23 protein-coding genes are annotated in these 23,971 nt (G+C 58.5%); 8 read left to right on the plus strand and 15 right to left on the minus strand.

Annotated features, from left to right (window positions below):
• Nucleotides 1–104 precede the first annotated feature (104 nt).
• Nucleotides 105–557, plus strand: a complete 453-nt coding sequence (locus GOW09_RS10715; RefSeq protein ID WP_171118128.1) for an Lrp/AsnC family transcriptional regulator — start codon at nucleotides 105–107, stop codon at nucleotides 555–557.
• Between the two features lie 325 nt (nucleotides 558–882).
• Here the strand turns inward: GOW09_RS10715 and paaZ are convergent, their stop codons facing one another.
• From paaZ to GOW09_RS10745, 6 genes are all read right to left on the minus strand, one after another.
• Nucleotides 883–2,913 carry a phenylacetic acid degradation bifunctional protein PaaZ gene (gene paaZ, locus GOW09_RS10720; RefSeq protein ID WP_171118130.1) on the minus strand — a complete coding sequence of 677 codons (2,031 nt, stop codon included), beginning with the start codon at nucleotides 2,911–2,913 and terminating at the stop codon, nucleotides 883–885.
• A gap of 119 nt (nucleotides 2,914–3,032) precedes the next feature.
• Nucleotides 3,033–4,220, minus strand: coding sequence for a cytochrome P450 (locus tag GOW09_RS10725; protein ID WP_171118132.1), 1,188 nt, complete (start codon nucleotides 4,218–4,220; stop codon nucleotides 3,033–3,035).
• Nucleotides 4,220–5,572 carry a TRAP transporter large permease gene (locus GOW09_RS10730; protein WP_171118134.1) on the minus strand — a complete coding sequence of 451 codons (1,353 nt, stop codon included), beginning with the start codon at nucleotides 5,570–5,572 and terminating at the stop codon, nucleotides 4,220–4,222. The genes GOW09_RS10725 and GOW09_RS10730 overlap by 1 nt, the downstream gene beginning before the upstream one ends.
• Complete coding sequence (locus GOW09_RS10735) at nucleotides 5,572–6,075, minus strand: TRAP transporter small permease (RefSeq protein WP_171118136.1); 504 nt, start codon at nucleotides 6,073–6,075, stop codon at nucleotides 5,572–5,574. Before GOW09_RS10735 ends, GOW09_RS10730 begins: the two co-directional genes overlap by 1 nt.
• Nucleotides 6,076–6,132: 57 nt before the next feature.
• Nucleotides 6,133–7,152 carry a TRAP transporter substrate-binding protein gene (locus tag GOW09_RS10740; protein WP_171118138.1) on the minus strand — a complete coding sequence of 340 codons (1,020 nt, stop codon included), beginning with the start codon at nucleotides 7,150–7,152 and terminating at the stop codon, nucleotides 6,133–6,135.
• 70 nt (nucleotides 7,153–7,222) lie between these two features.
• The gene (locus GOW09_RS10745) at nucleotides 7,223–9,256 is read right to left on the minus strand and encodes an FAD-dependent oxidoreductase (RefSeq protein ID WP_171118140.1); all 2,034 of its coding nucleotides are present in this window, start codon (nucleotides 9,254–9,256) and stop codon (nucleotides 7,223–7,225) included.
• A gap of 103 nt (nucleotides 9,257–9,359) precedes the next feature.
• On the opposite strand from GOW09_RS10745, the gene paaG reads away from it, so the two are divergent.
• From paaG to GOW09_RS10765, 4 genes are read left to right on the plus strand one after another with little or no spacing between them, the layout of a single operon-like run.
• The gene (gene paaG / locus GOW09_RS10750) at nucleotides 9,360–10,145 is read left to right on the plus strand and encodes a 2-(1,2-epoxy-1,2-dihydrophenyl)acetyl-CoA isomerase PaaG (protein ID WP_171118142.1); all 786 of its coding nucleotides are present in this window, start codon (nucleotides 9,360–9,362) and stop codon (nucleotides 10,143–10,145) included.
• A gap of 2 nt (nucleotides 10,146–10,147) precedes the next feature.
• Entirely contained in the window at nucleotides 10,148–10,573 is a 426-nt protein-coding gene (paaI, locus tag GOW09_RS10755; RefSeq protein ID WP_170345375.1) for a hydroxyphenylacetyl-CoA thioesterase PaaI, read from the plus strand.
• Between the two features lie 24 nt (nucleotides 10,574–10,597).
• Entirely contained in the window at nucleotides 10,598–11,908 is a 1,311-nt protein-coding gene (gene paaK, locus GOW09_RS10760; RefSeq protein ID WP_171118144.1) for a phenylacetate--CoA ligase PaaK, read from the plus strand.
• A 3-nt stretch (nucleotides 11,909–11,911) separates the two neighbouring features.
• Nucleotides 11,912–12,508 (plus strand): TetR/AcrR family transcriptional regulator, encoded by a 597-nt coding sequence (locus GOW09_RS10765; RefSeq protein ID WP_171118146.1) that lies wholly within the window; start codon nucleotides 11,912–11,914, stop codon nucleotides 12,506–12,508.
• 99 nt (nucleotides 12,509–12,607) lie between these two features.
• Here GOW09_RS10765 and GOW09_RS10770 read toward each other — a convergent pair whose 3' ends face one another.
• Genes GOW09_RS10770 through GOW09_RS10800 form a run of 7 tightly spaced genes read right to left on the minus strand, consistent with a single transcriptional unit; the run spans nucleotide 12,608 to nucleotide 19,586 of the window.
• Nucleotides 12,608–13,663, minus strand: coding sequence for an aldolase/citrate lyase family protein (locus GOW09_RS10770; RefSeq protein ID WP_171118149.1), 1,056 nt, complete (start codon nucleotides 13,661–13,663; stop codon nucleotides 12,608–12,610).
• An 11-nt stretch (nucleotides 13,664–13,674) separates the two neighbouring features.
• Entirely contained in the window at nucleotides 13,675–14,475 is an 801-nt protein-coding gene (gene hpaH, locus GOW09_RS10775; protein WP_171118151.1) for a 2-oxo-hept-4-ene-1,7-dioate hydratase, read from the minus strand.
• Nucleotides 14,472–15,326, minus strand: coding sequence for a fumarylacetoacetate hydrolase family protein (locus tag GOW09_RS10780; RefSeq protein ID WP_171118153.1), 855 nt, complete (start codon nucleotides 15,324–15,326; stop codon nucleotides 14,472–14,474). The genes hpaH and GOW09_RS10780 overlap by 4 nt, the downstream gene beginning before the upstream one ends.
• Nucleotides 15,323–16,720 (minus strand): pyridoxal-dependent decarboxylase, encoded by a 1,398-nt coding sequence (locus GOW09_RS10785; protein ID WP_171118155.1) that lies wholly within the window; start codon nucleotides 16,718–16,720, stop codon nucleotides 15,323–15,325. Before GOW09_RS10785 ends, GOW09_RS10780 begins: the two co-directional genes overlap by 4 nt.
• A gap of 58 nt (nucleotides 16,721–16,778) precedes the next feature.
• Nucleotides 16,779–17,621 (minus strand): 3,4-dihydroxyphenylacetate 2,3-dioxygenase, encoded by an 843-nt coding sequence (hpaD, locus tag GOW09_RS10790; RefSeq protein ID WP_171118157.1) that lies wholly within the window; start codon nucleotides 17,619–17,621, stop codon nucleotides 16,779–16,781.
• Between the two features lie 54 nt (nucleotides 17,622–17,675).
• Nucleotides 17,676–19,184, minus strand: a complete 1,509-nt coding sequence (gene hpaE / locus GOW09_RS10795; RefSeq protein WP_171118159.1) for a 5-carboxymethyl-2-hydroxymuconate semialdehyde dehydrogenase — start codon at nucleotides 19,182–19,184, stop codon at nucleotides 17,676–17,678.
• 3 nt (nucleotides 19,185–19,187) lie between these two features.
• The gene (locus GOW09_RS10800) at nucleotides 19,188–19,586 is read right to left on the minus strand and encodes a 5-carboxymethyl-2-hydroxymuconate Delta-isomerase (RefSeq protein WP_171118161.1); all 399 of its coding nucleotides are present in this window, start codon (nucleotides 19,584–19,586) and stop codon (nucleotides 19,188–19,190) included.
• Between the two features lie 105 nt (nucleotides 19,587–19,691).
• Here GOW09_RS10800 and hpaR point away from each other — a divergent pair, with 105 nt between their 5' ends.
• A complete protein-coding gene (gene hpaR / locus GOW09_RS10805) occupies nucleotides 19,692–20,132 on the plus strand; it encodes a homoprotocatechuate degradation operon regulator HpaR (protein ID WP_171118163.1) in 441 nt (146 codons plus the stop codon).
• Between the two features lie 33 nt (nucleotides 20,133–20,165).
• On the opposite strand, the gene GOW09_RS10810 is transcribed toward hpaR, so the two are convergent.
• Together GOW09_RS10810 and GOW09_RS10815 are read right to left on the minus strand one after the other, a co-directional pair.
• Nucleotides 20,166–21,518 carry an aminotransferase class III-fold pyridoxal phosphate-dependent enzyme gene (locus GOW09_RS10810; protein WP_171118166.1) on the minus strand — a complete coding sequence of 451 codons (1,353 nt, stop codon included), beginning with the start codon at nucleotides 21,516–21,518 and terminating at the stop codon, nucleotides 20,166–20,168.
• Nucleotides 21,519–21,552: 34 nt separating this feature from the next.
• Nucleotides 21,553–22,332 (minus strand): IclR family transcriptional regulator, encoded by a 780-nt coding sequence (locus tag GOW09_RS10815; protein WP_171118168.1) that lies wholly within the window; start codon nucleotides 22,330–22,332, stop codon nucleotides 21,553–21,555.
• A 108-nt stretch (nucleotides 22,333–22,440) separates the two neighbouring features.
• On the opposite strand from GOW09_RS10815, the gene GOW09_RS10820 reads away from it, so the two are divergent.
• Nucleotides 22,441–23,370 carry a tripartite tricarboxylate transporter substrate binding protein gene (locus GOW09_RS10820; protein ID WP_171118170.1) on the plus strand — a complete coding sequence of 310 codons (930 nt, stop codon included), beginning with the start codon at nucleotides 22,441–22,443 and terminating at the stop codon, nucleotides 23,368–23,370.
• Nucleotides 23,371–23,433: 63 nt separating this feature from the next.
• On the plus strand, nucleotides 23,434–23,970 hold the full coding sequence (locus GOW09_RS10825; protein WP_171118173.1) for a tripartite tricarboxylate transporter TctB family protein: 537 nt from the start codon (nucleotides 23,434–23,436) through the stop codon (nucleotides 23,968–23,970).
• The last annotated feature ends 1 nt before the right edge of the window (nucleotide 23,971 follow it).

A 23,971-nucleotide genomic window follows, 5' to 3' on the forward strand; every position in this document is an offset into this window, starting at 1 on the left:
GTTTCAAGCTGGCGCCAGTTTGCACCTTTACTTTGGGCTTTTGTTTGCAAATAGTACCAATACTGCGATCCATGTTGGCAGATTCTGCCAAGTATAAGGTTGAAATGGACGAAAAAGACAGACAGATCATTCGGGCGCTGCAAAAGGACGGGCGCATGACGAACCAGGACCTTGCCGACGAGGTGAACCTGTCTCCGTCGCCGTGTCTGCGCCGGGTCAAGAACCTCGAAGCTCGCGGAATCATCAAGGGTTACAGCGCAGATGTGGACGCCGCCGCATACGGCATAGGCATTACTGTTTTTGTGCGGATCCGATTGGAGCGGCACAATGAAACGGACGTTCAGAATTTCGAAAAACGCGTTCGGATGATCGACGAAGTTCTTGAATGCCACGTGCTAACCGGGGCGATGGACTATCAGTTGCGGGTGTTGGTATCGGATCTCGAGGCATATGAAGAATTCATTCGAAACAGAATTCACCCAATCGGTGGGATTGCTTCGATCGACACCAGCTTTGTTTATGGAACCGTAAAGAAGACCGCCGTTTTTCCACCCTGATGGAACGCCCGGCCAATCTGCAAACTCAGGTTGAGGTGCATGTTTAACGGGCGCGGGGACGAGGAGTCACAGCCAACAGATGACGATGGCGACGCGGACGAGAAGACCATTGAGCCTCGGTTGCACAGGGTTGCGACGCGCCGCCAGCCCTTGATCCTGTCGAACAAGATCTTGACGCGATTGCGCCGCTTGGCGTGCTTTGCAGGCAACCAGCACTGTTTGCGACCTTGGTTTCTGGCACGTATCCCGAAGATCAGACATGTTCACCGCTCGTTTTTTTCGAACCGTGAACACGCTGACCTGCCAAGTTCAATGGGTTCCGGGCCTAGTAGGCGACCATCGTCAAAAGCTCATATTCCGCAACCATTTCATCATCCTGCTGGGTCAGGGTGACATGCCAGCGGACTTCGCCGTATTCCTCGTTCCGTTTGGTCTTGGCCTTGACCGTCAACCGCACCTTGATGGTATCACCCGCCTCGACGGGCTTCATGAATCGCAACCCGTCAAGACCGGTGTTTGCCAGAACTGGGCCTTCGTTCGGTTCAACAAACAATCCGGCTGCAAATGACAAAAGCAGATACCCATGGGCCACACGGCCCGGGAAGAACGGGTTCCGTTCCGCCGCTGCCTGATCCATATGCGCATAGAACGTATCGCCGGTGAAATTGGCAAAGTGTTCGATGTCTTCCATCGTGATTGTACGGGGCGCCGTGTGGAGGGTCTCGCCAATCGCCAACTCGTGAAACCGGCGCGTGAACGGATGGGCTGGCCCTTCGACCTCGGTCGCGCCGGGAACCCATTTGTTCCCGATCGCGGTCAGCAGATCAGGCGATCCCTGAATGGCTGTCCTCTGCATGTAATGCTTCACGCCACGCACACCGCCCATCTCCTCGCCGCCACCAGCGCGTCCAGGTCCGCCGTGAACCATATGCGGCAGAGGAGAGCCGTGGCCGGTAGATTCCTTCATCGAGTCGCGATTGTTGAAATACAGCCGCCCGTGATAGGCCCCGGCCCCCAGGGCAACGTGCCGTGCCACATCCGCGTCACAGGTTATGACCGATGCCACCAGCGACCCTTGCCCGCGATTTGCCAGTTCGATCGCATGGTCAAGATCGCGATACCCCATCACCGTGCTGACCGGGCCAAAAGCCTCGGTGTCATGGACGCGTCGGGCCGCATCCGGATTGGCACAGTGGTACAACATCGGCGGCAGGAACGCGCCTTTCTCGGCATCCGCCCCATCAACCTGAAAATCGTCAGGGTTGCCGAAAACGCGCTCGGCTTCCTGCCCAATGATTGCCGCCTTTTCCAGAACATCGCGTTTCTGACCGTTCGAGACCAGCGCGCCCATGCGTGTGGTTTCCAGCCTTGGGTCGCCGATAACCGTTTTTGCCAACCGCACGGACAGGGCTTCGATCACCGCCTGCACCTGAGGCTCTGGGGCAATGATCCGGCGGATCGCCGTACATTTCTGCCCGGCCTTCGTGGTCATCTCGCGCTGGACTTCTTTGACGAAAAGATCGAATTCCGGCGTTTCAGGCTCGGCATCAGGGCCCAGGATGGAGCAGTTCAGACTGTCCTGCTCGGCTACGAAACGAACAGAATTCTCCAGAATCACCGGGTTGGAACGCAGTTTCGACGCCGTTTCCGCGGATCCGGTGAAACTGACCACGTCCTGCATGGTCAGACGGTCCAGCATATCGCCCAGACCACCCGAAACCAGCTGCAACGCGCCGGCAGGCAAAATGCCGGAGTCCAGCATCAGCCGGACGCATAGTTCGGTGACGTAGCACGAGTTCGTCGCTGGCTTTACGATGGCCGGAACGCCTGCCAGAAGCGTTGGAGCCAGCTTTTCCAGCATCCCCCAAACAGGAAAGTTGAACGCGTTGATGTGAACCGCCACCCCATGCAACGGGGTGCAGATATGCTGCCCCAGAAAGGTGCCATTGCGCGACAACTGCTCGACCTCACCGTCAAGATAGACATGTCCGTCCGGCATCTCGCGTCGACCTTTCGAAGCGAAGACGAACATCGTGCCGATACCACCGTCTATGTCGATCAAGTGGTCGGACTGGGTCGCACCTGTGCTGAAAGACAGGTCATACATTGCCTGTTTGTGCTGACCCAAATGAACGGACAACGCCTTGAGCATCTTGGCCCGCTCGTGGAACGTCATCTGCCGCAGCGCCGGCCCGCCCACATTGCGCGCATAGTCCAGCATCCCCTGCACATCCAACGCGCTATTGCCAGCCGTGGCGATCACCTCGCCGGTGACCGCGCTTGTAATATTGCGGGCACCCGCACCGGGCGAAACCCATTCACCGGCCGCGAAGCTGGAAATCTGTTGGATTGTCATGAGCGTCTCCTCATTTGTTGTGTGAACTTCTCGCGGCCATATGCCCGTCTCACGAAATCATAATATAAACCGATCGGTCGGTCAATAAATTGGCGAATTGGCAACCCAAACCGCACATCTCAGACTTGAGCTGGCAGTCGCGCGAAACCCCGAAACCGGATGCGCCCGCCCCGTTCGGCGCCGTCAGTGATGCGATAGGTCGGGAATCGCGCAAGAAACCGTCCGACGGCCACGCGACCCTCCATACGCGCCAGGGTCAGGCCGACGCAGGTATGGGGACCTCCGGCAAACGCGTGATGCTTGTTGGGACGTCGATCCAATACAACCTCATCAGGTTGTGCAAACTGCCGCGGATCGCGATTGGCCGCGCCGATACACAGGTGAATGTCCGTACCTGCCGGAATGGTCTGACCGTGGAACATTACATCTTCGGTGGTCAGACGATTGCCAAACTGATTTGGGCTTTCCAGCCGCAGAAACTCGTCCACTGCCGTGTTGATCAGATCCGGATTGGCCAGAAGCTCGGCCCGTTTGTCGCGGTGCCGTTCCAACAGTTCCAATGCGTTGCCGATCAGGTTGGTGGTGGTCTCGTGCCCTGCATTCAGAATGAAGATGCAGTTCTGGTACAGCTCGACCTCGGTCAAGCCACCATCGGTGTCATCCTGCATCAAACGTGTCAGGACATCCGTCGCAGGATCTCCGGGATTGGCCCGGCGATCTTCTATGACATGCCGAAGATAGTCCTTGAAATCATATACCGACCGGTTGCCCCACTCTTCCTGCTCGGGCGTCAATTGAGGTTCCAAAGCGCCCAGAATAGCCAAAGACCAATCCCGCAAAGGGCCACGTTCCGATCTGGGAATGCCAAGCAGGTGGCCGATGATCTCGATCGGGATGGCACCGGCGAAATCCTCGATCAACTCTACCGAGCCCTTGGCCTGCATCTCGTCCAGCAGCCCATCGACAAGTTGAATCAGGCCCGGTTCCATCTGCGCCAGCGCCCGTGGGTTCATCGCACCGACCATGACCTTGCGGACGCGGGTATGCAGAGGCGGATCATTGAACACAAGGCTGGTGGTATGGTGTTCGTACAGCGGGCTGTCGATACCGTATTTGGGGCCGAAAACCGCCTTTTTATCCGATATGAAACGCTCGGTATCCCGGTACACCAGATCCAGGTCGTCATACCGCGACAGGACCACCGAACCATCGGGCTGCCAGCAGACGGGCGTGTCTTCGCGCAACGCGGCGTAGGTTGGATAGGGATCCGTATGAAACCCGTCCGGAAGCGCAGTCAAAGAGAACATCAGTGACCCATCGCTCCCATTTGTTCGGGAAGGACCAGAACCAGCCAAGGCACCAGAACGATTAGAGCCAGACGGAAGATGTCTGCCACCCAGAACGGTGTGACCCCCTTGAAGATTGTTCCGGTCGATACGTCCCCGACCACGCCTTTCAGAATGAACACGTTCAGACCCACGGGCGGCGTGATCAAACTGATCTCGGTCACGACGACGACAACGATGCCGAACCAGATCGGATCATATCCCAATGACGTGACCAGTGGGAAAAAGATCGGAACCGTCAGCAACAGCATCGACAGCGATTCAAAGACGCATCCCAGAATGATGTAGATCCCGAGGATCATCAGGATCACGACGAAGGGCTCCACCTCATATGCGGTGACCAAGGCGATCAACGCTTCGGGCAGACCGGCCAGGTTGATGAAGTTCGAAAAGATCTGCGCGCCGATCAGAACCGAGAACAGCGCCGCGGCGGTGAAACTGGTTTCCTTCAGCACTTCAAAGGTCGACCCAAGGGTCAGCCCGCCGCGCGACAATGCGATCAGGAATGCCCCCATGGCGCCCATACCGGCGGCTTCGGTCGGGCTGAAGGTCAGGTTCAGAGGATAGAAATCGAACGCTCCGTACAAGCCGCCGATCACCAGGAAGAACAAAAGCAACACCGCCCAGACCGAGCGCAGGGCCGACAGGCGTTCGCCCCAGCCGTGGCGTTCACCGGCGGGGCCGGCCTCGGGCCTGCGCCAAACGGTCCAGCGCACCGCGAACAGATAGAAGAGGATGCCAAGTACACCGGGGATGATGCCCGCAACGAAGAGTTTGCCGATCGATGTTTCGGTCAGCAGGCCGTAGATCACCAAAATGACCGACGGTGGGATCAGGATACCCAGCGTGCCCCCCGCTGCAATCGACGCGGTCGACAGCTCATCCGAGTAGCGGTACCGGCGCATCTCGGGCATCGCGACTTTGGACATGGTCGCAGCCGTTGCCAGCGAGGAACCGCAAATGGCCGAAAAGCCGCCGCACGCGGCAACCGTCGCCATGGCGATACCACCTCGGAAGTGGCCCAGGAAGGCGTTTGAAACCGCGTATAACTCGCGCGCGAGCCCGCCCTTGTTCACGAACAGGCCCATGAGGATGAACAGTGGAACGACCGAAAGGCCATAGTCCTGTGCCGTGTCCGTAATCTGGCGACCCACCATCGACATGGCGGCCTTCAGCCCGCGCTCGGACAGAATGCTGCCACCGCGTTCATATGCGAACCCAAGCGTCCCCACGAGGCCCATCGCAAACACGATGGGCAAACGTACCAACACAAGAACCAAGACAAGGGCGAAACCGATCAGTGCGGCAGTCATCAGGCGTGCTCCGACAAGGTTTGGGGGGCAAAGATGTGCAAAAGACCGGTGATGACCATCGCAACGGCCGTTATTGCGGTGAAGGCGGCGATGAACCAGCCGACATAGAAGACAGGGATCGACAGGTATTCGGTGACATCCCCGTAATCCCTTGCACGTTCAGCCAGAACCCAAACGCGCTGAATCGGCCAGATCAGCATGATGCCGGACACCAGATAGACAATTGCATCGCGCACCCTGCTCAGCCGCAGGCGGGAAAAAATTCCATCGGTCAGATCAACGGCGATTTGCCCTTTCCCGGCCGAAATCATCGGCAGAACCGAGAACACAAGGATCGCCATCAGAATCCGCGTCAGTTCGGTTGCCGCCTCGATCGGAGCATTGAAGACTGAGCGCAGGATGACGTCAAAAAAGGTCATCACCATCAGGATGAACAGCGCCACACAGGCCAGCACCGTCGGAATGATACTGACGCGACGCGCGAAGGTCACGATAGATTGCATGATTGGCCCCCAACGGGTGAAGATGGCTGGCGGGTCAACCCCGCCAGCCGGGCTGCGTTACTGGGCAGCCATTTCGTTAACGATCATGTCATAAGCGGCTTGCGCATCGACGCCCGTGCCATTGACCTCTTCGATGACCTTGGCGCGCACATCGGCAGCAATCGCATTGAACTTTTCCAGATCTTCGGCAGAGGCTGCATTGATCGCGTTGCCCTCGGTCTGCTCGGTCGCCTCACGGCCGATCGCGTCGATCTCATCCCAGATTTTACCGATTTCGCGGCTCAGCGGTTCGCCGAAGACCTTTTCTTCCAAAGCGGCCTGCACATCGGCGGGAAGATCCGCAAAAGTGTCTTCGTTCATGATGAACGCAAATGACCCGCGATACAGGCCACCCGGAACTTCATATACGTTTTGCGCCACTTCCGTCAGTTTGAAACCCTTGCGGGATTCAAATGGCATGACCACGCCATCAGCAGCTTTCGACGCGAGTGTCTCGTATACTTTCGGCGCGGGAACCTGGATTCCGGTTGCGCCCAGCGCGGTGCCGACATCTCCGCCGACACCACCCGGGATACGGACTTTGAGGCCCGATACCTCGTCGAGCTTGGTCACTGGGCTGCTGGAATGAAGCTGTGCCGGGCCATGGGTGTGCAGGGCGATCACTTTCACACCGCGATGTTCGTCCGCTGCCTTGAGATACTTGTCGTATGTACGCCAATACGCGACCGAGGCCGCTTCGGCCGAGCCCTCATATCCGGGCAGCTCAATCATCTTGGTGGTGACGAAACGACCGGGCTGGTATCCGTGGAAGATGATCGACGCATCCGCCGCGCCATCCATGATCAGGTCCATCTGCGCCGGCGGCGGGGCAATTCCCAGCTTCAGTTCAGCTGTGACTTTGCCGTCGGTGGCTTCTTCGACCATTTCCACGAATTTCGGCCACATCTTCGCGTTTATGCCGTGGGTCGGCGGTGCCCAGCTGGAAATCGTCAGCGTATAATCCGCTGCCAGCGCCACCGTGCCCGAAACGGCCAGCGCGGCCGAGGCCAAAAGAGTGCTCAACTTGGTGAACTTCATGGTTTTGTCTCCTCCCTGTGAAACATGACTCGAGAATGCGTTAATGGTCACTTTTGTAACCATCAACATGTTAATTGTTTTCCAATTGGCCCGCGAGGCGCCACGAACCGGGGCTTTCTTTCGCTACGGTTAGCATATTTGCGGCGCACCGGCTGATGCCGATTTCGTTGCAATAGTTCATCGGTCCTCCTCTCCAACGGGGAAAGCCGTATCCATGGATTTGAACCATATCGACAGCTTCGGCGTTTTCCGCGATCCCCTCTTCAATGATCAAAGCGCCCTCGTTGGCCAAGACCGCCAGCAACCGAGAACAGATTTCCTCGTCCGAAAAATCCCTGCGGGTGATGCCCTGCTGGTCGGAATAAGCTTCAATCAATGCCTCAACTTCGGGATCCCGAACCGGATCGCGACTGCCCTCTTCGTAACGGTACCACCCTTTGCCGACACGCTGGCCGAAACGCTCGTGCTGACAAAGCTGGTCCGCGATGGTGACATAACGTTCGTTCGGGTCGCGGTTGGCGGCATTGCGTTTGCGGTTTGCCCAGGCAATTTGAAGACCGGTCAGATCCTGAAGCTCGTACGGCCCCATGGGCATCCCGAACGCCCGCATTGCACGGTCCACCTGATGGGGAAGCGCCCCATCTGCCAGCAGATAATCGGCCGCGCGCCGATAGGCAGCCAACATGCGGTTGCCAATGAACCCATCGCAGATACCCGACAGCACCGAAACCTTGCGAAGCTTCTTCCCAAGCGCGACCGCGGTTGCGACCACTTCAGCAGACGTTTGCGGAGCTACCACGATCTCGAGCAGTTTCATGACATGGGCCGGGCTAAAGAAATGCAGCCCGATGCATCGGGCCTGATTGCCGACGTCCGCGAAAATTTCGCGCGGGTCCAGATAGGACGTATTGGTGGCCAAAATCGCATCGCTGCTCATACGCCTTGCCAGCTCGTCAAATACCTGCTGCTTGACGGACAGGTCTTCAAAGACGGCCTCGATCGCCAGTTCGGCATCCGCAGCGTCTGCATAACTGTTCACCGCACGAAACGCAGCAAGGCGATCCCGAAGCTGCGCCTCGGACATCTTGCCTCTCTTGACCGCGCCTTGCAGCAGACCCTCGACCCGATTGCGCGCTGCGGCCGCGGCGTCGGCGTCTCGCTCGATCAACGTCACGGACAGCCCGCCGTTCAGGGCCGCAGTTGCGATCCCTGCCCCCATCAACCCACCTCCGACAACGGCGATCCGTGTTATGTCACGGGCGGCCACACCTTTGATCAAAGAAGGTTTGGACACGGCCCGTTCACCAAAAAACGCGTAGCGCAAAGCGCGGCTTTCCGGGCTTTGGCGCAACTCCAGATGGCGCGCGCGCTCTTTCGGTTGTGCGGTGGCAAATGGCTCAACCGACCAACCAAGCGCCGTCAGGTTTTCCAATGGCGATTTCTGACCCTTGGCGCGTTTTTTCAAAGCCTCGCGGCTCGCCTCCAACAGATCCGGCGCAAATTCCGCCACAGCACGCTGGCTGACAGGTATTGGGCGTTCGGGCAGGTCGGCAACCAATTCCAGAGCAGCAGCCTTGGGGTCTTCGGCGACGCGGTCGACGCCGCCAAGCTCGGCCAGTGTCTCTGCCTTGAGAATTTTGCCCGAACAGGCCACGTCAATTGCAGCCTGCATCCCGACCAGACGCGGCAATCGTTGTGTGCCCCCTGCCCCGGGGATCAAACCCACATTGACTTCCGGCAGGCCAAATCCCGTTCCCGGCGCCGCGATCCGCCATGCACAGGCCATAGCGATTTCGAACCCGCCACCCAGCACGTTGCCATGCATGCAGGCAATGAACGGAACCTCGCTGTCTTCGATTTTCTGAACAACGTCGGGCAAGTGCGGCTCGACCGGCGGCGCATCGAATTCGGACATGTCGCCGCCTGCGACAAAAGTTTTTCCGGCGCAACACAGCACCGCCACACGCGCGCCCTTGACCGCATCAACCGCGTCAGACAGCCCTTGCCGAACACCTGTCGACGTCGCGTTTACCGGCGGGTTGTCAATGGTGACCCACGCCACGTCGCCCTCAAATTCAACGCTCACCAGCGACGACTGCGACATTTGCAATCCCTTTGATCGGTTCAGATTCGGTTCGGGTTTATATATTGACCAACCGTTCGGTTAATGCAATGATTAAGTTGAAACGAGACCAGATGAGACAGTCATGAGCGATACGATTCTTGTACAAGACAACGGGAACTGGGCCGAAATCACCCTGAACCGCCCGGACAAGCTGAACTCGTTCAATGAAGAAATGCACCTGGCGCTTCAGGATGCGCTGAAAGCCGCGCGCGACAGCGGGGCCCGCGCGATATTGCTGACCGGTGCCGGACGAGGGTTTTGTGCCGGTCAGGACCTCGGCGATCGCGACCCGTCGAAAATGGATGGCCCGCCGGATTTAAGCAAAACGGTACGCAGGTTCTATGCCCCTCTTGTCCGGTTGATCCGGTCGATGAATATCCCGGTGATCTGCGCCGTGAACGGAGTAGCCGCCGGGGCGGGTGCAAATCTGGCGCTGGCCTGTGATATGGTTCTGGCTGCGGAAAGTGCGAAATTCATTCAGAGCTTTTCCAAGGTGGGCCTGATTCCCGACACAGGCGGCAGTTGGCACTTGCCGCGCCTGTTGGGCGAGGCGCGCGCCAAGGGGCTGGCCCTGACAGCCCAACCCCTTCCGGCCAAACAAGCCGAAGATTGGGGGCTGATCTGGAAGGCAGTGGCCGACGATCAATTGATGACCGAAGCGCGCGCGCTTGCCGCGCAATTGGCAAACGGCCCCACCCTCGGGCTCGGGCTGACCAAACAGTGCATTCAAACTGCTGCCACCACGTCCCTCTCGGATCAGCTCGAGATCGAAGCAGACGCAATGAAGACCTGCGGGGAAAGCGCGGATTACGCCGAAGGCGTATCCAGTTTTCTTGAAAAGCGGGCACCGAATTTCCAGGGACGCTGATGATGACACCCAAGGAACGTGCCACGAGATCCGCTGAAGCGATGTGGGCGAATGACCAAGCCAGCAAATGGTTCGGGATGGATCTGGTCGACGTCGACGAAGGCCGTGCAGTCCTGACCCTGACAGTCGGGGACCATCACTGCAACGGGCACGGCATTTGCCACGGGGGCGTCACTCATGCCCTGGCCGACAGCGCCTTTGCCTTCGCCTGCAACAGTCGCAACGTGGCAACCGTCGGCCAGCATACGATGATGAGCTATCTCGCGCCCGGAAAAAAGGGGGACCTTCTGACCGCAACCGCGACAGAGGTTGCCGTCACCGGCCGCAGTGGCATCTATGACGTCCGCGTCACCAATCAAGACAACACCCTGATCGCCGAGTTTCGCGGAATGTCCCGCGCGGTCGGCGGGCAGAATTTTCAGGAATAGCTTCGCGACTGGAGGAGTGACGCGATGGAAGACCTTTCCCCAAACAAAGCGGATCTGGACCCGATCGAGATCGCCTCAATCGACGAAATCCGCGCGACGCAGCTTGAACGCCTCAAATGGTCCGTTCGCCACGCCTATGAGAACGTTCCGATGTATAAGCAACGGTTTGACGAAACCGGTGTGCATCCTGACGATCTTCAGCAGCTTTCGGATCTGGCGAAGTTTCCGTTCACGTACAAGAATGATCTGCGTGACAACTATCCGTTCGGCCTGTTCGCCGTTCCACGCAGCCAGATCATTCGCCTGCACGCCTCGTCCGGTACGACGGGCAAGCCGACGGTGGTGGGCTACACGAAAAACGACATCGACAATTGGGCGGATCTGGGCGCAAGGTCCCTGCGCGCATCGGGGTTGCGCAAAGGTGACATGGTGCACAATGCCTATGGTTACGGGTTGTTCACCGGCGGTCTTGGCGCACATTACGGGATCGAGCGACTTGGCGCGACCGTCGTCCCCATGTCCGGCGGGCAAACCGAAAAGCAAGTCAACCTGATCAACGATTTCCGGCCCGACGGGATCATGGTTACGCCTTCCTATATGCTCAATATCCTTGAACAGTTCCACAAGGCGGGGCTCGACCCGCGTGAAAGCTCGCTGAAGGTTGGCGTGTTCGGTGCCGAGCCCTGGACAGACGCCATGCGTGCCGAAGTCGAGGATGCGTTTGATATGCATGCGGTCGACATCTATGGCCTGTCCGAAATCATGGGGCCCGGGGTGGCCAATGAATGCGTGGAAACCAAGGATGGCCCGGTGATCTGGGAAGATCACTTCCTGCCTGAAATCATTGATCCCGCGACCGGAGAGGTCCTGCCCGATGGCGAAACTGGCGAGTTGGTGTTCACGACCCTGACCAAGGAGGGTTTGCCGATGATCCGCTATCGCACGCGCGATCTGACCTGCCTGCTGCCGGGGACAGCACGATCCATGCGCCGGATGGCCAAGATCACCGGTCGCAGCGACGACATGATGATCCTGCGCGGCGTCAACGTCTTTCCCAGCCAGATCGAAGAACAGGTCATGGCGACGGGGGGCCTTGCCCCTTATTATCAGATCGAGCTGTACAAATCCGGCCGCATGGACGCCATGCGGGTTTATGTTGAATCGTCCCCGGATTCCACCGACGAACTGTCCAAGACGGCCGCGGCACGGATGCTGACCAAGCGGATCAAGGACGTCGTTGGCGTCTCAACGGAAATTGTTGTAGGTGACCCCGGCGACGTCGAACGCTCTCAGGGCAAGGCGAAGCGCGTCGTCGACAATCGCGATAAGGAATAAGCCGTGGCCCGTACAATCGCCAAAGATCACGACCAGAAGCGGAAGCAAATCCTGAAAACGGCCGCCAAAGTGTTCGCCGACCAAGGGTTTGATCGCGCCTCGATGACCCTGTTGGCAAAAGAGTGCGGGATTTCCAAGGCAAACATCTACCACTATTACGACAGCAAGGATGCCATCTTGTATGACATCCTTGAAACCTACCTGCGCGAGCTTCGCGACCGTATCTGCAATGTGGATCTGAACGGTCTTACGTCTGAACAGAAGCTGCGGAAAGCGGTGCGCGAAATCCTGTTTGCCTACCAAGGCGCAGATGACGAACACCGAGTGCAGATCAGCGGCATGAGCGCCTTGACCGAGGAACAGCAGAAACTTCTGCGCGGGTATCAGCTGGAATTGGTGAATTTTGTGCGCGAAATCCTGAAAGAACTGGCCCCGACAGCCTTCAACGATGACAAGGACAAGCTGCGCGGCACCACGATGTCAGTTTTTGGGATGCTGAACTGGTATTACATGTGGAACAGCGGAGCAGGGCCCAAGGCCCGCGAAGACTATGCCGATCTGGTCAGCACTCTGACCGTCCATGGTATCCAAAAGCTCTAGCTGAGGCCTTTCGAGCAAAACCGTTCCAAGCCCAACACAGGGGTGCCTGCCCTTGACCCGTTGCCACAGTGGCAGGTTCAGGGCCGCAACGTGTTTTCCTCATCCTGACCAATCAATGCGGAATTCTTCCCGAAACGCAAAACGCGCCAGATGAGCCTCGATGACCTGTTGCCATCGGGCCAGATCACCGCGCGCCCGGGTGGCGGCGATTACGGTCAGGCTGGTGTCGCCCGCCGAAAGGGTGACGCGGTTCCCGTCCGGAAAGCTCACGCTGCCTTGTGTTTCATCGAATGTTACCTGAGCCTTGTGCGACCAGTGTTTGCAAAGCTGTTGCAGGTATTTCGACGCCGCGCCTGTCTGCGCGATTCCCGAAACCACCTGATCGGGCAGCAGGCTGAGCCCATCAGCGGCAGCAGCCCGGATTGCCTTGGCGAACAAAGTCACATCGATGTCCGTGGCCACGAATGTTGCCCCCAGATCCAGGCATTTTCGCTGCATGACCGGGTCCAGCGACAATATCCCTGCCGGCTTGCCTGCCGCAACGATGCGCCGGATCGCATCAAGAACGGCCTCGATCACGTCCGGGTGCCCGGCATCGCCGATATGGCCCATATCTGCGGCCAGATCCGACGGGCCGACGAACACCCCATCGACGTCGGTCGCCAGGATGTCGTCCAGCGCCTCCAGCCCAAGCCTGTTTTCGACCTGCACCAAAAGACAGATCTGCTCGTCCGCCGTTTTCAGATAATCCGGGATAGCCGCAAAACGCGAGGCCCGCGCCAAAGCGGAACCTACGCCCCGAACGCCACGGGGTGGATACTGCACGGCCCGCACCAGTTCGCGCGCCTGATCGCCGCTTTCGACCATCGGCACCAGAATATTCTGCACACCGGCATCAAGATATTGCTTGATCATCCAGGTCTCGCCAATCGGCAGGCGTGCGACGGGGGTACTGCCAGATCCTTCAATCACCCTCACCTGCTCGAGGATCGAGCGCAGATCGTTTGGCGCATGCTCACCGTCGACCAGCAGCCAGTCAAACTGCGCGGTTGCGGCGATCTCGGAGGTATAGGCATTGGCCAAGCCGATCCAACACCCGATCAAAGGGGTTCCAGACGTCAGCGCGGCCTTGAACGAATTGATTGGCGCAGGCATTGGCGCTCCTTTCAGGCGAAATTGATATCGACTGAGCCGAACGGTCCGAAATCCGCGTGGATTTCTGTTCCCGGGGGGCATTCGACCGGGCGGATAAAGCTGCCGGACAGAACGACCTGGCCCGGCGCGATGCTCTGACCGTATTGCGCCATGCGACGCGCCAGCCACACGACGCTTTCGACCGGATCGTTCAGCACCCCCGCGCCCAGACCGGTTTCTTCGATCTCGCCATTGCGGAAGGTCAGCGCGCCAACCCATCGCAGATCAAAGGCATCCACCCTGTGGCGATCGTTGCCCAAAACGATACCGGCATTGGCGGCATTGTCACTGATCGTGTCAAAAACCGTGCGGGCTTTGCCGGTTTCGGGATCCACCCGTTGAATCCGCGTATCCAGAATTTCGATGGACGGCACAACGTAATCCGTCGCCGCGATGATATCTGCGCGGGACACGTTTTCCGCGCCTATGGCCGATTTCATGACAAAGGCAATTTCGGCCTCGATCCGGGGCTGGATGAAGCGCCCGGCCGGAACGGTGGCACCCTGTGCAAACACCATGTCGTCAAACAGAATTCCACTGTCAGGAATGTCGATGTTCAACGCGTATTGCATGGCTTTCGAAGTCAGGCCGATCTTCCACCCGATCACGTTGCGCCCTTCGGACAGTTTCTGGCGACAGATGGCGTTCTGCACCTCGTAAGCGTCATCCATGCCCATCTCGGGGTGGCGCAGGCTGAGCAGGCCAATCTGTTCATGCGTTCGTTCCGCCTGCAACAGATCAGCGGCCGCGCGAGCATGGTCTTCGGGCGTCATACTTTTTCGTCCTCAACCGTGTTTCGCAGAGTACCGATACCGTCGACCGAGACCTCGACCACATCACCGGGTGCCAGGAATTTCGGCGGATCGAACCGCGCGCCCGCCCCGGTCGGTGTACCGGTCACAATGATATCGCCGGGCTGAAGCGTCATGAAAGTCGAGATATATTCGATCTCGCGCCGGATCGGGAACATCATGCGGTTCAGCGTATCATCCTGTCGCAGCTCGCCATTCACACGGGTTTGAAGACGCGCCTCATCCAGCTGAGCCGCATCCGTGAACGGAACCAGCCACGGGCCGATGGCCCCGGACCTATCCCAGTTCTTGCCTTGTGTGACATTGAACTTGGCGTGCCGAACCCAGTCGCGAATGGTTCCCTCATTGCACAACGTCAGCGCGGCGATGTGATCATACGCGTCTTCCTGTGGAATGCGGCGGCCAGCCTTGCCAATCACGATGGCAACTTCGCCTTCGTAGTCCAGCGTGTGGTTTTCCGGCGGGCGGATCAGAGGCCGGTCATGGCCGGTAAAGCCACTGGCGAAACGCGGGAACAGGGACATGTATTTGGGCCGCGCGCTGCCATCTTTGTATTCTGCGTTCCGGTCGGGAAAGTTCACTCCGACGCAAAGGATACGTCGCGCATCCGGCATCACCATGTCATAGATGAAATCGGGATGGGTGACAGGTTTCCCCCCGGCCGCCTCTGCCAGTTGATCGAACGCCCCGGCCGCGATCACCTCATAAAGGCTGTCGTGTTCCGGGAATTCCTGGTTCAATGCAATGGCACCACCGTCGGTGATTGCCCCGAAGAAACGTTCTTCGTCCGAAACGAAAGTTGCAAACTTCATTTCATGGCCTCCCACACGTCCCGGATCACGTCCGCAGCCATCAACACGTCGTCGCGGGTGGTATCGAATTGCCCGACCTGAAAGCGGATGATCTTGCGGCCGTCGAACATGCCCTGCGTGAGGTAAATCCTCCCATCGTCATTCAGCGCGTCCACCAGACGCTGCTGCTGTGCATCGTCCCCGGGACAGCGGAAGGAAAACAGGCTGAGGATTGGGCCGGTTGTGATCTCGAACCCCTCGATCGAACCGATCTTCTCCGCCAGTTCGCCGGCCCAAGTCACGTGATTGCGGATCCGTTCGCGCAATCCTTCCAACCCGTAGGAACGCAACAGGAACCAGATTTTCAACGCCCGGAACCTGCGGCCCAGAGGGATGGTCCACTCAGAGTAATTCGTCACCTCTGCACCGGTCGTCTTGAGGTATTCCGGTTCGATTTTCAGCGTATCGAGCTGCGGCGTGGCGTCCCTCAGGAACTGGATCGCACAATCGAATTGCGCACCCATCCACTTATGCGGGTTAAAGACGATGCTGTCATAGCGGTCGGCGCCCTGCCACAGAGCCCTGCGGAATTCGGGGCAGATCATGGCCGAACCCGCCCAGGCGGCGTCAAGATGGGTGTAGAGGTCGTATTTTTGCGCAATATCAGCCACGGCCATCAGATCATCGCAGGCCCCCACACCTGTGCCACCGGTAATCGCAACGATCCCGGCCGGGACATGTCCGGCGGCTATGTCATTCTGAATGGCGGCCTCAAGCGCCGAGGGAACAATCCCGAAATTCGGCCCCTGCGTGGGCAACTTGACCAGATTGTCCTGACCGATCCCGGCAACCCAGCATGCCCGGTCAATCGACGAATGCACCTGATCGGAACAATAGATCCGCAACGCTCCCTTCGCGTTCAGGCCCTCCCGGTTGCCGGTAAAGCCGGTGGCCCGTTCCCGCATGGTCAGTACCGCCGACAAGGTGGCCGAAGAGGCGCTGTCCTGTATGACGCCGGTCATACCCTCGGGTAATCCGAGGGCCTGCCGCAGCCAGTCGACCATGACGCCCTCGACCTCGGTCGCGGCAGGCGAGGTCTGCCACAACATGCATTGGGCCGCGATGGTCGTCACCAGCATCTCGGCCAACATGGACGGGGGTGCAGCGTTGGCCGGGAAATACGCAAAAAAGCGCGGATGCTGCCAATGGGTGATGCCCGGCATCACGATCCGTTCAAAATCGGCCATGATGGCGTCCATCGGCTCGCCTATCTCGGGTGGCGTTGCAACAAGCTGTGCCGCGATTTCCCCCGGCGCGGTCTGCGCCCGCACGGGACGTTCAGCAAGTGTCCTGTGATAATCCGCCGCCCATTTCGAGATGTGCTGACCCCAATACGAAAACGTGTCCCAGTTCATCTACTGACTTTCCTTTGTGACGGGATCACCGCCAAATCCTTTTGTTCCGTTGCGTGCGTCACACCGAAAAGCTGACATTGGCCTGACCGGTGCCAGAGCTGCCGAAATACGGGGTGTAAATGTCGATCTCACCCTTGTAGCTTCCCCACCCCAACGCACCAAACAGCAAAGCGGTGTCATTCATGGCGCATTCACCGGTGCATTTTTTTGCATAGTCCGGCAGCATTTCCAGAAACTCTTCAAATCGGCCCTGCTGCCACAGCTCCAGAACGCGCATGTCCATCTGGCGGTTGAACTCGCCATTCACGGCATTCAGCCCGTCGACCGAGCGTTCATTCGGCGTAAAGTCGTGGCTGAGCGAGCCGGACGCCAGAATGGATACATTGCGGTCCGAACGTCGGATACCCTCGGCAATGGCCTCGCCCCAGGCCCGGTTTTCCGCAATCGACGAGAATTGATTGACCGCCACCGGCAAAACCCGGGCATTCACGCCATCATTGATGAAATGCATCGGCAGGAGGGTGCCGTATTCCATGCCCATGTCGGGGTGCGAATGGCCCAGCGCCCGCTCTCCCCGTTCGCGCAGAACGTCAAGGATGGTTTCCCCAAGTTCATGATCGCCGCGATAGTCGAACTCCATATCCGCCAACATATGCGGCAGTTCGTGACTTATGAACCGGCCCTTGTGATGTTCCTTCGTGTTCAGGTGAAACCCTTGATTGGTGATCCAATGGGTGTCGAACACGATGAACGTCTCGACCCCGCGGTCGATCGCGTCCTGACGCAGGCGTGCATATCCATCAATGGCGGATTGCCGGATGCCCTTGTACTTTGGCATCGTGTGGGACATCCAGATGCTGGGTACATGCGTGATCTTTGCGGCCTGTACTATCTTTCCCATGGCAATTCCTCCTCGTGTAATGGGCTTGCCCCAGCCGGGGTCGGCCTACGTGATCTATTTACCCAACTGCATGATCTTGTGCTGACCGGTGGCAAAGCCGATATGTTTCTGTTCCATATAGAATTCAAAGCTCCAGTCGCCGCCATCCCGGCCGATGCCGGACGCCTTGACCCCACCGAACGGCGTGGGCAGGTGACGCACGTTCTCGGAATTCACCCAGATCATTCCAGCCTCCAGCCTGTCTGTAAACCGAAGCGCGCGGGTCAGATCATTGGTCCAGACATAGCCGGTCAGGCCATACGGCGTGTCGTTGGCGATCTCCAGCGCCTCATCCTCGGTCGAGAACGGGATCGAGGTCAGGACAGGGCCAAATATCTCCTCACGCGCGATGCGCATCTGGTTGGTGGCATTGGTGAACAGGGTCGGCCGGACGAAATAGCCCGCATCCCCCACCGTGACGCCGCCAGCGGCGACAGTTGCGCCATCTTCCTTGGCGATGTCGAAATAGCTCGTGACCTTGGTGTAGTGTTCTTCGGTCACCAACGGCCCGATCTCGGTATCGGGGTCCAAGGGGTGGCCCACCTTGATGTTGTTGACGCGCTCAATCAATCTGGCTTCGAAGTCTTCCTTGATCGTGTCCTGCACCAAAAGCCGCGAAGACGAGGTGCAGCGCTCGCCATTGATCGAATAGATCATGAAGATCACGGCATCCAAAGCGCGGTCCAGATCCGCATCATCAAACACGACAACCGGGTTTTTTCCACCCAGTTCCAGATGGTTGCGCTTATGGGTATCTGCGCCTTGCTTGACGATCAGACTGCCGGTACGGCTTTCGCCCACAAAGGCAATGGCCTTGATCAGCGCATGCTCACACAAAGCCTTGCCAGCGTCGGGGCCAAACCCGTTGACCGTGTTCAGCACACCTTTGGGCAGCCCTGCCTGTTCGGCGATTTCCACCAGAAGACGGGCCGTCAGAGGGGAATCCTCGGCGGGTTTGTGAACCACCGTGCAACCCGCAGCCAACGCAGGCGCGATCTTCCAGGTCGACAGCATGAACGGCGTGTTCCACGGGGTAATCACGCCAACCGGGCCAATCGGCACACGGGTCGTCACATTCATCAGCGTCGGAGACTTCAGGTGCTGCCCATCCCGCGCCTGAATCACCTGATCCGCGAAATACCGGAAGTTCTCTGCCCCGCGCAAAGCTGCCTTTGACATGAAGCGCAGGGTCTGCCCCGTGTCCCAACACTCGCACAGTGCTATTTCCTCGGCGCGCGCTTCAATGGCATCAGCCACATTCAACAAGATGCGACGGCGTTGGGTGGCGGGCATGTCTCTCCACTCTGCAAAGGCTGCGTGGGCGGCCTTGGCTGCCGCATCGATGTCATCTGCCGTGCCATGGGCAACATCACAGATCACGGATTTATCGACGGGCGAGACCGACTGAAACACTCCGGCGGATCCGTCCCGGTCTTCACCCGCGATACGGTTGCGGATGCCCGTTTCCCGGATCCGGTCCAGAAAGCCGTTCAGCTTTTCGATGTTTGTGTCCAGTGCGCTCATGCGTCAGGTCTCCTGCGTGGTCGCCGACAGGTGGTCGCGGATCGTACCGGCCTTGGGCGACAGCTTGGGGTCGATGTCACGCATCTCAAGCGAGAGCGCGATGGAATGCTGTGAAAAAACCGGCGCCAGATATGTTTTGACCGCCTCGAATATGCGCTGTGTCGCATCCTCTTTGACATCCGCGGATCGGCCTGCCCGCAGGCGGATCGAGATATCAATGAACCCATGCACCGGGTTGCCGTCCGCTATGGCGTAATGATCGACCCGTGTCGCGCGCACACGAATACCGGGCATGGGAAAGGTCTCGATTCCGGCCGCCGTTGACCGAATGCACTCGCACAGGCCATCCATGTCGATCCTGTCTTCAAGATTGCCGGAATATTCGACATGGAAGTGAGGCATGGTCTCTCCTTTATTAGTTAACATGTTTAGTTTTTAATGCACCCCCTGTCAAGAGATTGCTTTGTTAATCTTTGCAATTCACGGAACGGCGTTCTAGAAGGCCGCATGAACACTCAAAGCCATTCCAAAAGTACGGCCCGGTCCCTTCCGATCGCGTTGTTGCGTGCCCGTGAAACCGTCATGGCTCCGATCCGGGATATGCTGCAAGGCATCCAACTGACCGAGCAGAAATGGCGCATCCTGCGCGTTCTGGACGAGTTGGGCGAAGTGGAGCAAAGCACCATCGCGCACGAGGCGTGCCTGCTGCTGCCCAGCGTGACCCGCATTTTGCGCACGATGGAGGCCGACGGCCAGATCACCCGCCGTCAGGACAGCGATGACAAACGCCGCACCATGGTCAAGATCACCGAAGCAGGAAGCGCCATCCTCAGGGAAAACCTGGCCACTTCACTTGCGATCTCCAGCAATATCGAAACGCAGATGGGCAAGGAGAAGCTGGATCAGCTGCTGGACCTGCTCGAGGAGCTGCAAGCCATCAAAGTCTGACCCCGCCAGGTTCCGACGGGGTCGGTTGACCACCTACAAAGTGGCAAGACCGGTATCCAGCGCCGACAGAATTTTGGCCACATCTTCCGAAGTGACGATCAGCGGCGGCGACAGAATGATGTTGTTGCCAGACACACGCACCATCACGCCATCTTCATATGCGGCTTTCTGAACCTGAAGCGGCAGGTGTTTTGCGACAGGCGCCTTGGTCGCCCGGTCCGAAACCAGTTCCAATGCACACATCAGTCCCTCGCCGCCCCGCACGTCCCCGATCGCGTCATGCTTGTCGGCCAGCTTTTGCAACCCGGCAAACAACTCATCGCCACGCGCGGCGGCGTTTTCCCAGATCCTCAGCCGGTTGATCTCGGACAGGGCGGCCAAGGCCGCGGCCGCCCCGACCGGATGGCCAGAATAGGTATACCCCTGATCCACGGATGCTAGGCCCGTGGTATCACTTTCAAACACCTCTGCGACCGCACCGGAAACCATGGCCGCGCCAAAAGGGAAATACCCGTTGGTGATCGCCTTGGCCGTCGTCATGATGTCGGGCTGAACACCCCAGTGCCGCGCACCGCTTTCGCTGCCGGTGCGACCAAAAGCGGTGATGATCTCGTCCGAGATCAGCAGGATGCCGTGTTTCGAACAGACCTCGCGCACCATGGGCATGAAGCTCTTGTGTGGCGGGATCACACCGCCCGCGCCCAGCACCGGCTCCATGATGAAGGCGGCAACAGTGTTTGCACCCTGAAAAGCGATCTCGGCCTCAAGCGCCTTGACGCAAAGCTGCGCCAGACGCTCGGGGTCGGTTTCGTCAAACGGGTTGCGATAGGTCCACGGCGCCGGCACGTGAAAACAGCCGGGCATCATCGGCTCATACACGGCGCGGAATTTCTGGTTGCCGTTGACGGAAGCGGCGGCGAAATGGGTGCCGTGATAACCCTGCTTCAGGCTGATGAACTTGGTGCGCCCTGCTTCACCCCGGACCTTGTGATATTGACGCGCAAGCTTCAGCGCAATTTCGACCGAATCCGACCCGCCCGACGTAAAGAATGAACGGGTCAGCCCGTCGGCCTCGAAGAACTGGGCCAGCTCATAGGACAGCTCGATCGCCTTGTCGTTGCTGGTGCCGCGAAAGGTCGAGTAATAGGGCAACGCGTTCAGCTGATCCGCTATGGCCTGTTTCACCGGTTCACAGGAATAGCCCAGATTGACGTTCCACAACCCCCCCACGGCGTCCAGCGCCGTGTGGCCATCGACATCAGTGATGTTGACCCCTTCACCACCGCTGAGAATGGTCGGTGGGTTCTTCCGGCTGTCGGCAGGGTGCGCCATCGGGTGCCAGAAGTACCGGGCGTTGTTTTCCTTCAGAAAGTTGGAGTCTTTCATGTCGCGGGTCTCCGAGTGTTGAATCCGCCCTGGGTCACGGGTGGAATCCGGTTGGAAAGGAGTCGGGCAACTGGCCGCCAAAACCAGCAGTCAGATCAACCGAAAGTGAATGCAGCGTGGACAGTATTGCCGGAAGGCGGTCGCCGGTTGCCCGGGTTTCCGGGACAGCTATCGCGATGGTACCCAATGCGACCTGATCGATGCCGAAGATCGGCGCGGCATATCCAAAAACACCTTCTTCGTAACTACCACGGCTGTCGGCCCAGCCTGAAACTCTGATCTTTGCGACCCGTTCCTTGATAAGCTTCGGATCAGTAAGCGTGGCTTGTGTAAACCGTGCCTGCACGTCCTGATCCAACTGCTCCAAAAGGTAAGCCGGCCCGAAACTGAGCATGCACAGACCGGAAGCCGTCGCATTGAGTGGCAGCATCTCGCTGGGATCAAGACTGACACGAACACTGTGCTGCGTTGTTTCCACCACAAGCGCCGTCTGCAACCCCGTTTTCTCAAGCAAAGACAGATGCAGGGATTCACCGACCACCTGCATAGCGGCCTGCATTTTTTGACGCGCGTCCTCAATGCCGGGTCTGGCGATCTCTCGCAGCGCGGCCAAACGCAAAGCCGCCGGCCCGATCGCATAGGATTTCGTCATCGGGTTCTGTTCGATCAACCCGAACTCCTCAAGCGCGCGCAGGTGCCGCAACGCCGTTGCTTTGTTCAGCCCGGACAACCGCGCCAGGTGACTCAGCCCGATCTCAGGGCGGGCATTGGAAAAGTAGTCCAGCATTTTTAGGGCGTTAAGGGCTGTACCCATGTGCGTGTGGTCCTCTTGCTCAGGTAATACTTGACAGAACTAACTTAACAAAGCAACATTATTATTGTTAACGAGGTTCAAATATTGAACCACTAACGGGAGGTGTCAATGAAGAAATTTCTAACAGCCGCCGCTTTTGCGGCTTCGGCCACTGCCGCACTGGCAGAGTACCCTGAAAAGCCGGTAAGTTTTGTCGTCCCCTGGCCTCCGGGTGATCTGGAAGATGTCCTTACCCGGATGATCGCCGACGAATTCCAGGCCATGTACGGTGTGCCTGCCGCTGTCGTGAACAAACCCGGCGGCGGAGGCGGCCCATTCCCCGGCGCTGTCGAGGTGGCAACCGCCCCGGCGGATGGCTACACCATCGGCTCATTCGTCATCGGCGTACCTGTCATCGGCCCCGAAATCGGAATTCCCGAACTCAACCCGAATCCTTTTGATCCAATCGGCATCTTCCTGACCTATCCCTTCGTCATCGCAGCCAGCAAAGACGCGCCGTTTTCAAGCTGGGAAGAACTGGCCGAACACGGCAAGGAAAACGACGTTGCGCTTGGCCATTTCGGATCGGTTCTGCCCCCCACTCAGGTCACCTTTGCAGCTGCGGTCAGCAGCGGGTTCGACTTTGCCAGCGAAGCGGCCTTCGACGCACTGGATTGCAACACGCTAGCCTCAGGCGACGTGGATGTCATCAATACGACGCTACAGCTTATCCTTCCCTGCCTTGATCAGGTGAACGTCCTTGCCAGCATCGGCGGCGAGCGGATTTCACTGGTTCCGGATACGCCGACGATCGTGGAGCTCAATCCGGACCTTCCATTGGCCCTTTGGAACGGGCTGTTTGTGCACAAGGACACGCCCGCCGACGCGCGTGAAAAGATCACGGCTGCCGCGCAGAAAGCGTTGTCCTCGGACAAAGCCAAGACGCTGGCTGAGGAAACCGGCGCCCTGATCTACTGGCAGGACCCGGACGCGTCCAAAGCTCAGATCGAGCAGGACAAAGCCTCTTTCGCCAAGATCGAAGAGATTCTGGGCGAATAATCCGAAAGAGGCCCGGCAAGGCCAAACAACCCCGGGCCTTTTTCATTCAAACAGGAGGCCAAAATGATCGCAAAGACGCTGCAAGACATGTTCCGACGGTATCGACGTCCTGGCGATATTGTCTTTGCTTTCCTTTTCTTCGGCTTCTCCCTGTTCCTTCTCAGCCAGATCGGCGCTGAGACTCAGATCGTCAAACGAACCAAGTGGTTTGCGCAACCCGCCCTTTGGCCCAAGATCGCGATCTGGGGCATGGTTTTGTTCAGCGGCCTCCACTTGCTGGGCTCCTTCCTGTCCCCACGCATTCCCGGACGGTTGCAAGAGGTGACGTTCTGGTTGATGTCCCTCGAATACGTTGCCTATTTTCTGATCTATGTCGTGGCGGTTCCGTGGCTTGGATACCTGCCATCGACCATGCTTTTTGCAGCCCTGCTGACGATACGATTGGGGTTTCGATTGCCCGGGGCTTTTTGCGTTGCACTTGGCTTCGGCGCGGTCGTTGCAGTCGTTTTCCGCGCGTTGCTTCAGGTGAACATTCCTGCCGGTCGGATATACGAATACCTGCCCGACGGGCTGCGCGCCTTTGCGCTGACCTACCTGTGAG

It is taken from the genome of Ruegeria sp. HKCCA5463 (assembly GCF_013034175.1).
Classification (GTDB): Bacteria; Pseudomonadota; Alphaproteobacteria; order Rhodobacterales; family Rhodobacteraceae; genus Ruegeria.

Bases quoted from the DNA above. Each gene is read 5' to 3' on its own strand.
- GOW09_RS10745 (WP_171118140.1), bottom strand. From the start codon at position 9,256: ATGTCGCAGTCGTCGCTGGTGAGCGTTGAATTTGAGGGCGACGTGGCG.
- hpaH (WP_171118151.1), bottom strand. From the start codon at position 14,475: ATGACGCCCGAAGACCATGCTCGCGCGGCCGCTGATCTGTTGCAGGCG.
- GOW09_RS10780 (WP_171118153.1), bottom strand. From the start codon at position 15,326: ATGAAGTTTGCAACTTTCGTTTCGGACGAAGAACGTTTCTTCGGGGCA.
- GOW09_RS10825 (WP_171118173.1), top strand. From the start codon at position 23,434: ATGATCGCAAAGACGCTGCAAGACATGTTCCGACGGTATCGACGTCCT.
- GOW09_RS10800 (WP_171118161.1), bottom strand. From the start codon at position 19,586: ATGCCTCACTTCCATGTCGAATATTCCGGCAATCTTGAAGACAGGATC.
- paaI (WP_170345375.1), top strand. From the start codon at position 10,148: ATGACACCCAAGGAACGTGCCACGAGATCCGCTGAAGCGATGTGGGCG.
- GOW09_RS10815 (WP_171118168.1), bottom strand. From the start codon at position 22,332: ATGGGTACAGCCCTTAACGCCCTAAAAATGCTGGACTACTTTTCCAAT.
- hpaD (WP_171118157.1), bottom strand. From the start codon at position 17,621: ATGGGAAAGATAGTACAGGCCGCAAAGATCACGCATGTACCCAGCATC.
- paaK (WP_171118144.1), top strand. From the start codon at position 10,598: ATGGAAGACCTTTCCCCAAACAAAGCGGATCTGGACCCGATCGAGATC.
- paaG (WP_171118142.1), top strand. From the start codon at position 9,360: ATGAGCGATACGATTCTTGTACAAGACAACGGGAACTGGGCCGAAATC.
- paaZ (WP_171118130.1), bottom strand. From the start codon at position 2,913: ATGACAATCCAACAGATTTCCAGCTTCGCGGCCGGTGAATGGGTTTCG.
- GOW09_RS10785 (WP_171118155.1), bottom strand. From the start codon at position 16,720: ATGAACTGGGACACGTTTTCGTATTGGGGTCAGCACATCTCGAAATGG.
- hpaE (WP_171118159.1), bottom strand. From the start codon at position 19,184: ATGAGCGCACTGGACACAAACATCGAAAAGCTGAACGGCTTTCTGGAC.
- GOW09_RS10820 (WP_171118170.1), top strand. From the start codon at position 22,441: ATGAAGAAATTTCTAACAGCCGCCGCTTTTGCGGCTTCGGCCACTGCC.
- GOW09_RS10770 (WP_171118149.1), bottom strand. From the start codon at position 13,663: ATGCCTGCGCCAATCAATTCGTTCAAGGCCGCGCTGACGTCTGGAACC.
- GOW09_RS10735 (WP_171118136.1), bottom strand. From the start codon at position 6,075: ATGCAATCTATCGTGACCTTCGCGCGTCGCGTCAGTATCATTCCGACG.
- GOW09_RS10725 (WP_171118132.1), bottom strand. From the start codon at position 4,220: ATGTTCTCTTTGACTGCGCTTCCGGACGGGTTTCATACGGATCCCTAT.
- GOW09_RS10810 (WP_171118166.1), bottom strand. From the start codon at position 21,518: ATGAAAGACTCCAACTTTCTGAAGGAAAACAACGCCCGGTACTTCTGG.
- GOW09_RS10740 (WP_171118138.1), bottom strand. From the start codon at position 7,152: ATGAAGTTCACCAAGTTGAGCACTCTTTTGGCCTCGGCCGCGCTGGCC.
- hpaR (WP_171118163.1), top strand. From the start codon at position 19,692: ATGAACACTCAAAGCCATTCCAAAAGTACGGCCCGGTCCCTTCCGATC.
- GOW09_RS10715 (WP_171118128.1), top strand. From the start codon at position 105: ATGGACGAAAAAGACAGACAGATCATTCGGGCGCTGCAAAAGGACGGG.
- GOW09_RS10730 (WP_171118134.1), bottom strand. From the start codon at position 5,572: ATGACTGCCGCACTGATCGGTTTCGCCCTTGTCTTGGTTCTTGTGTTG.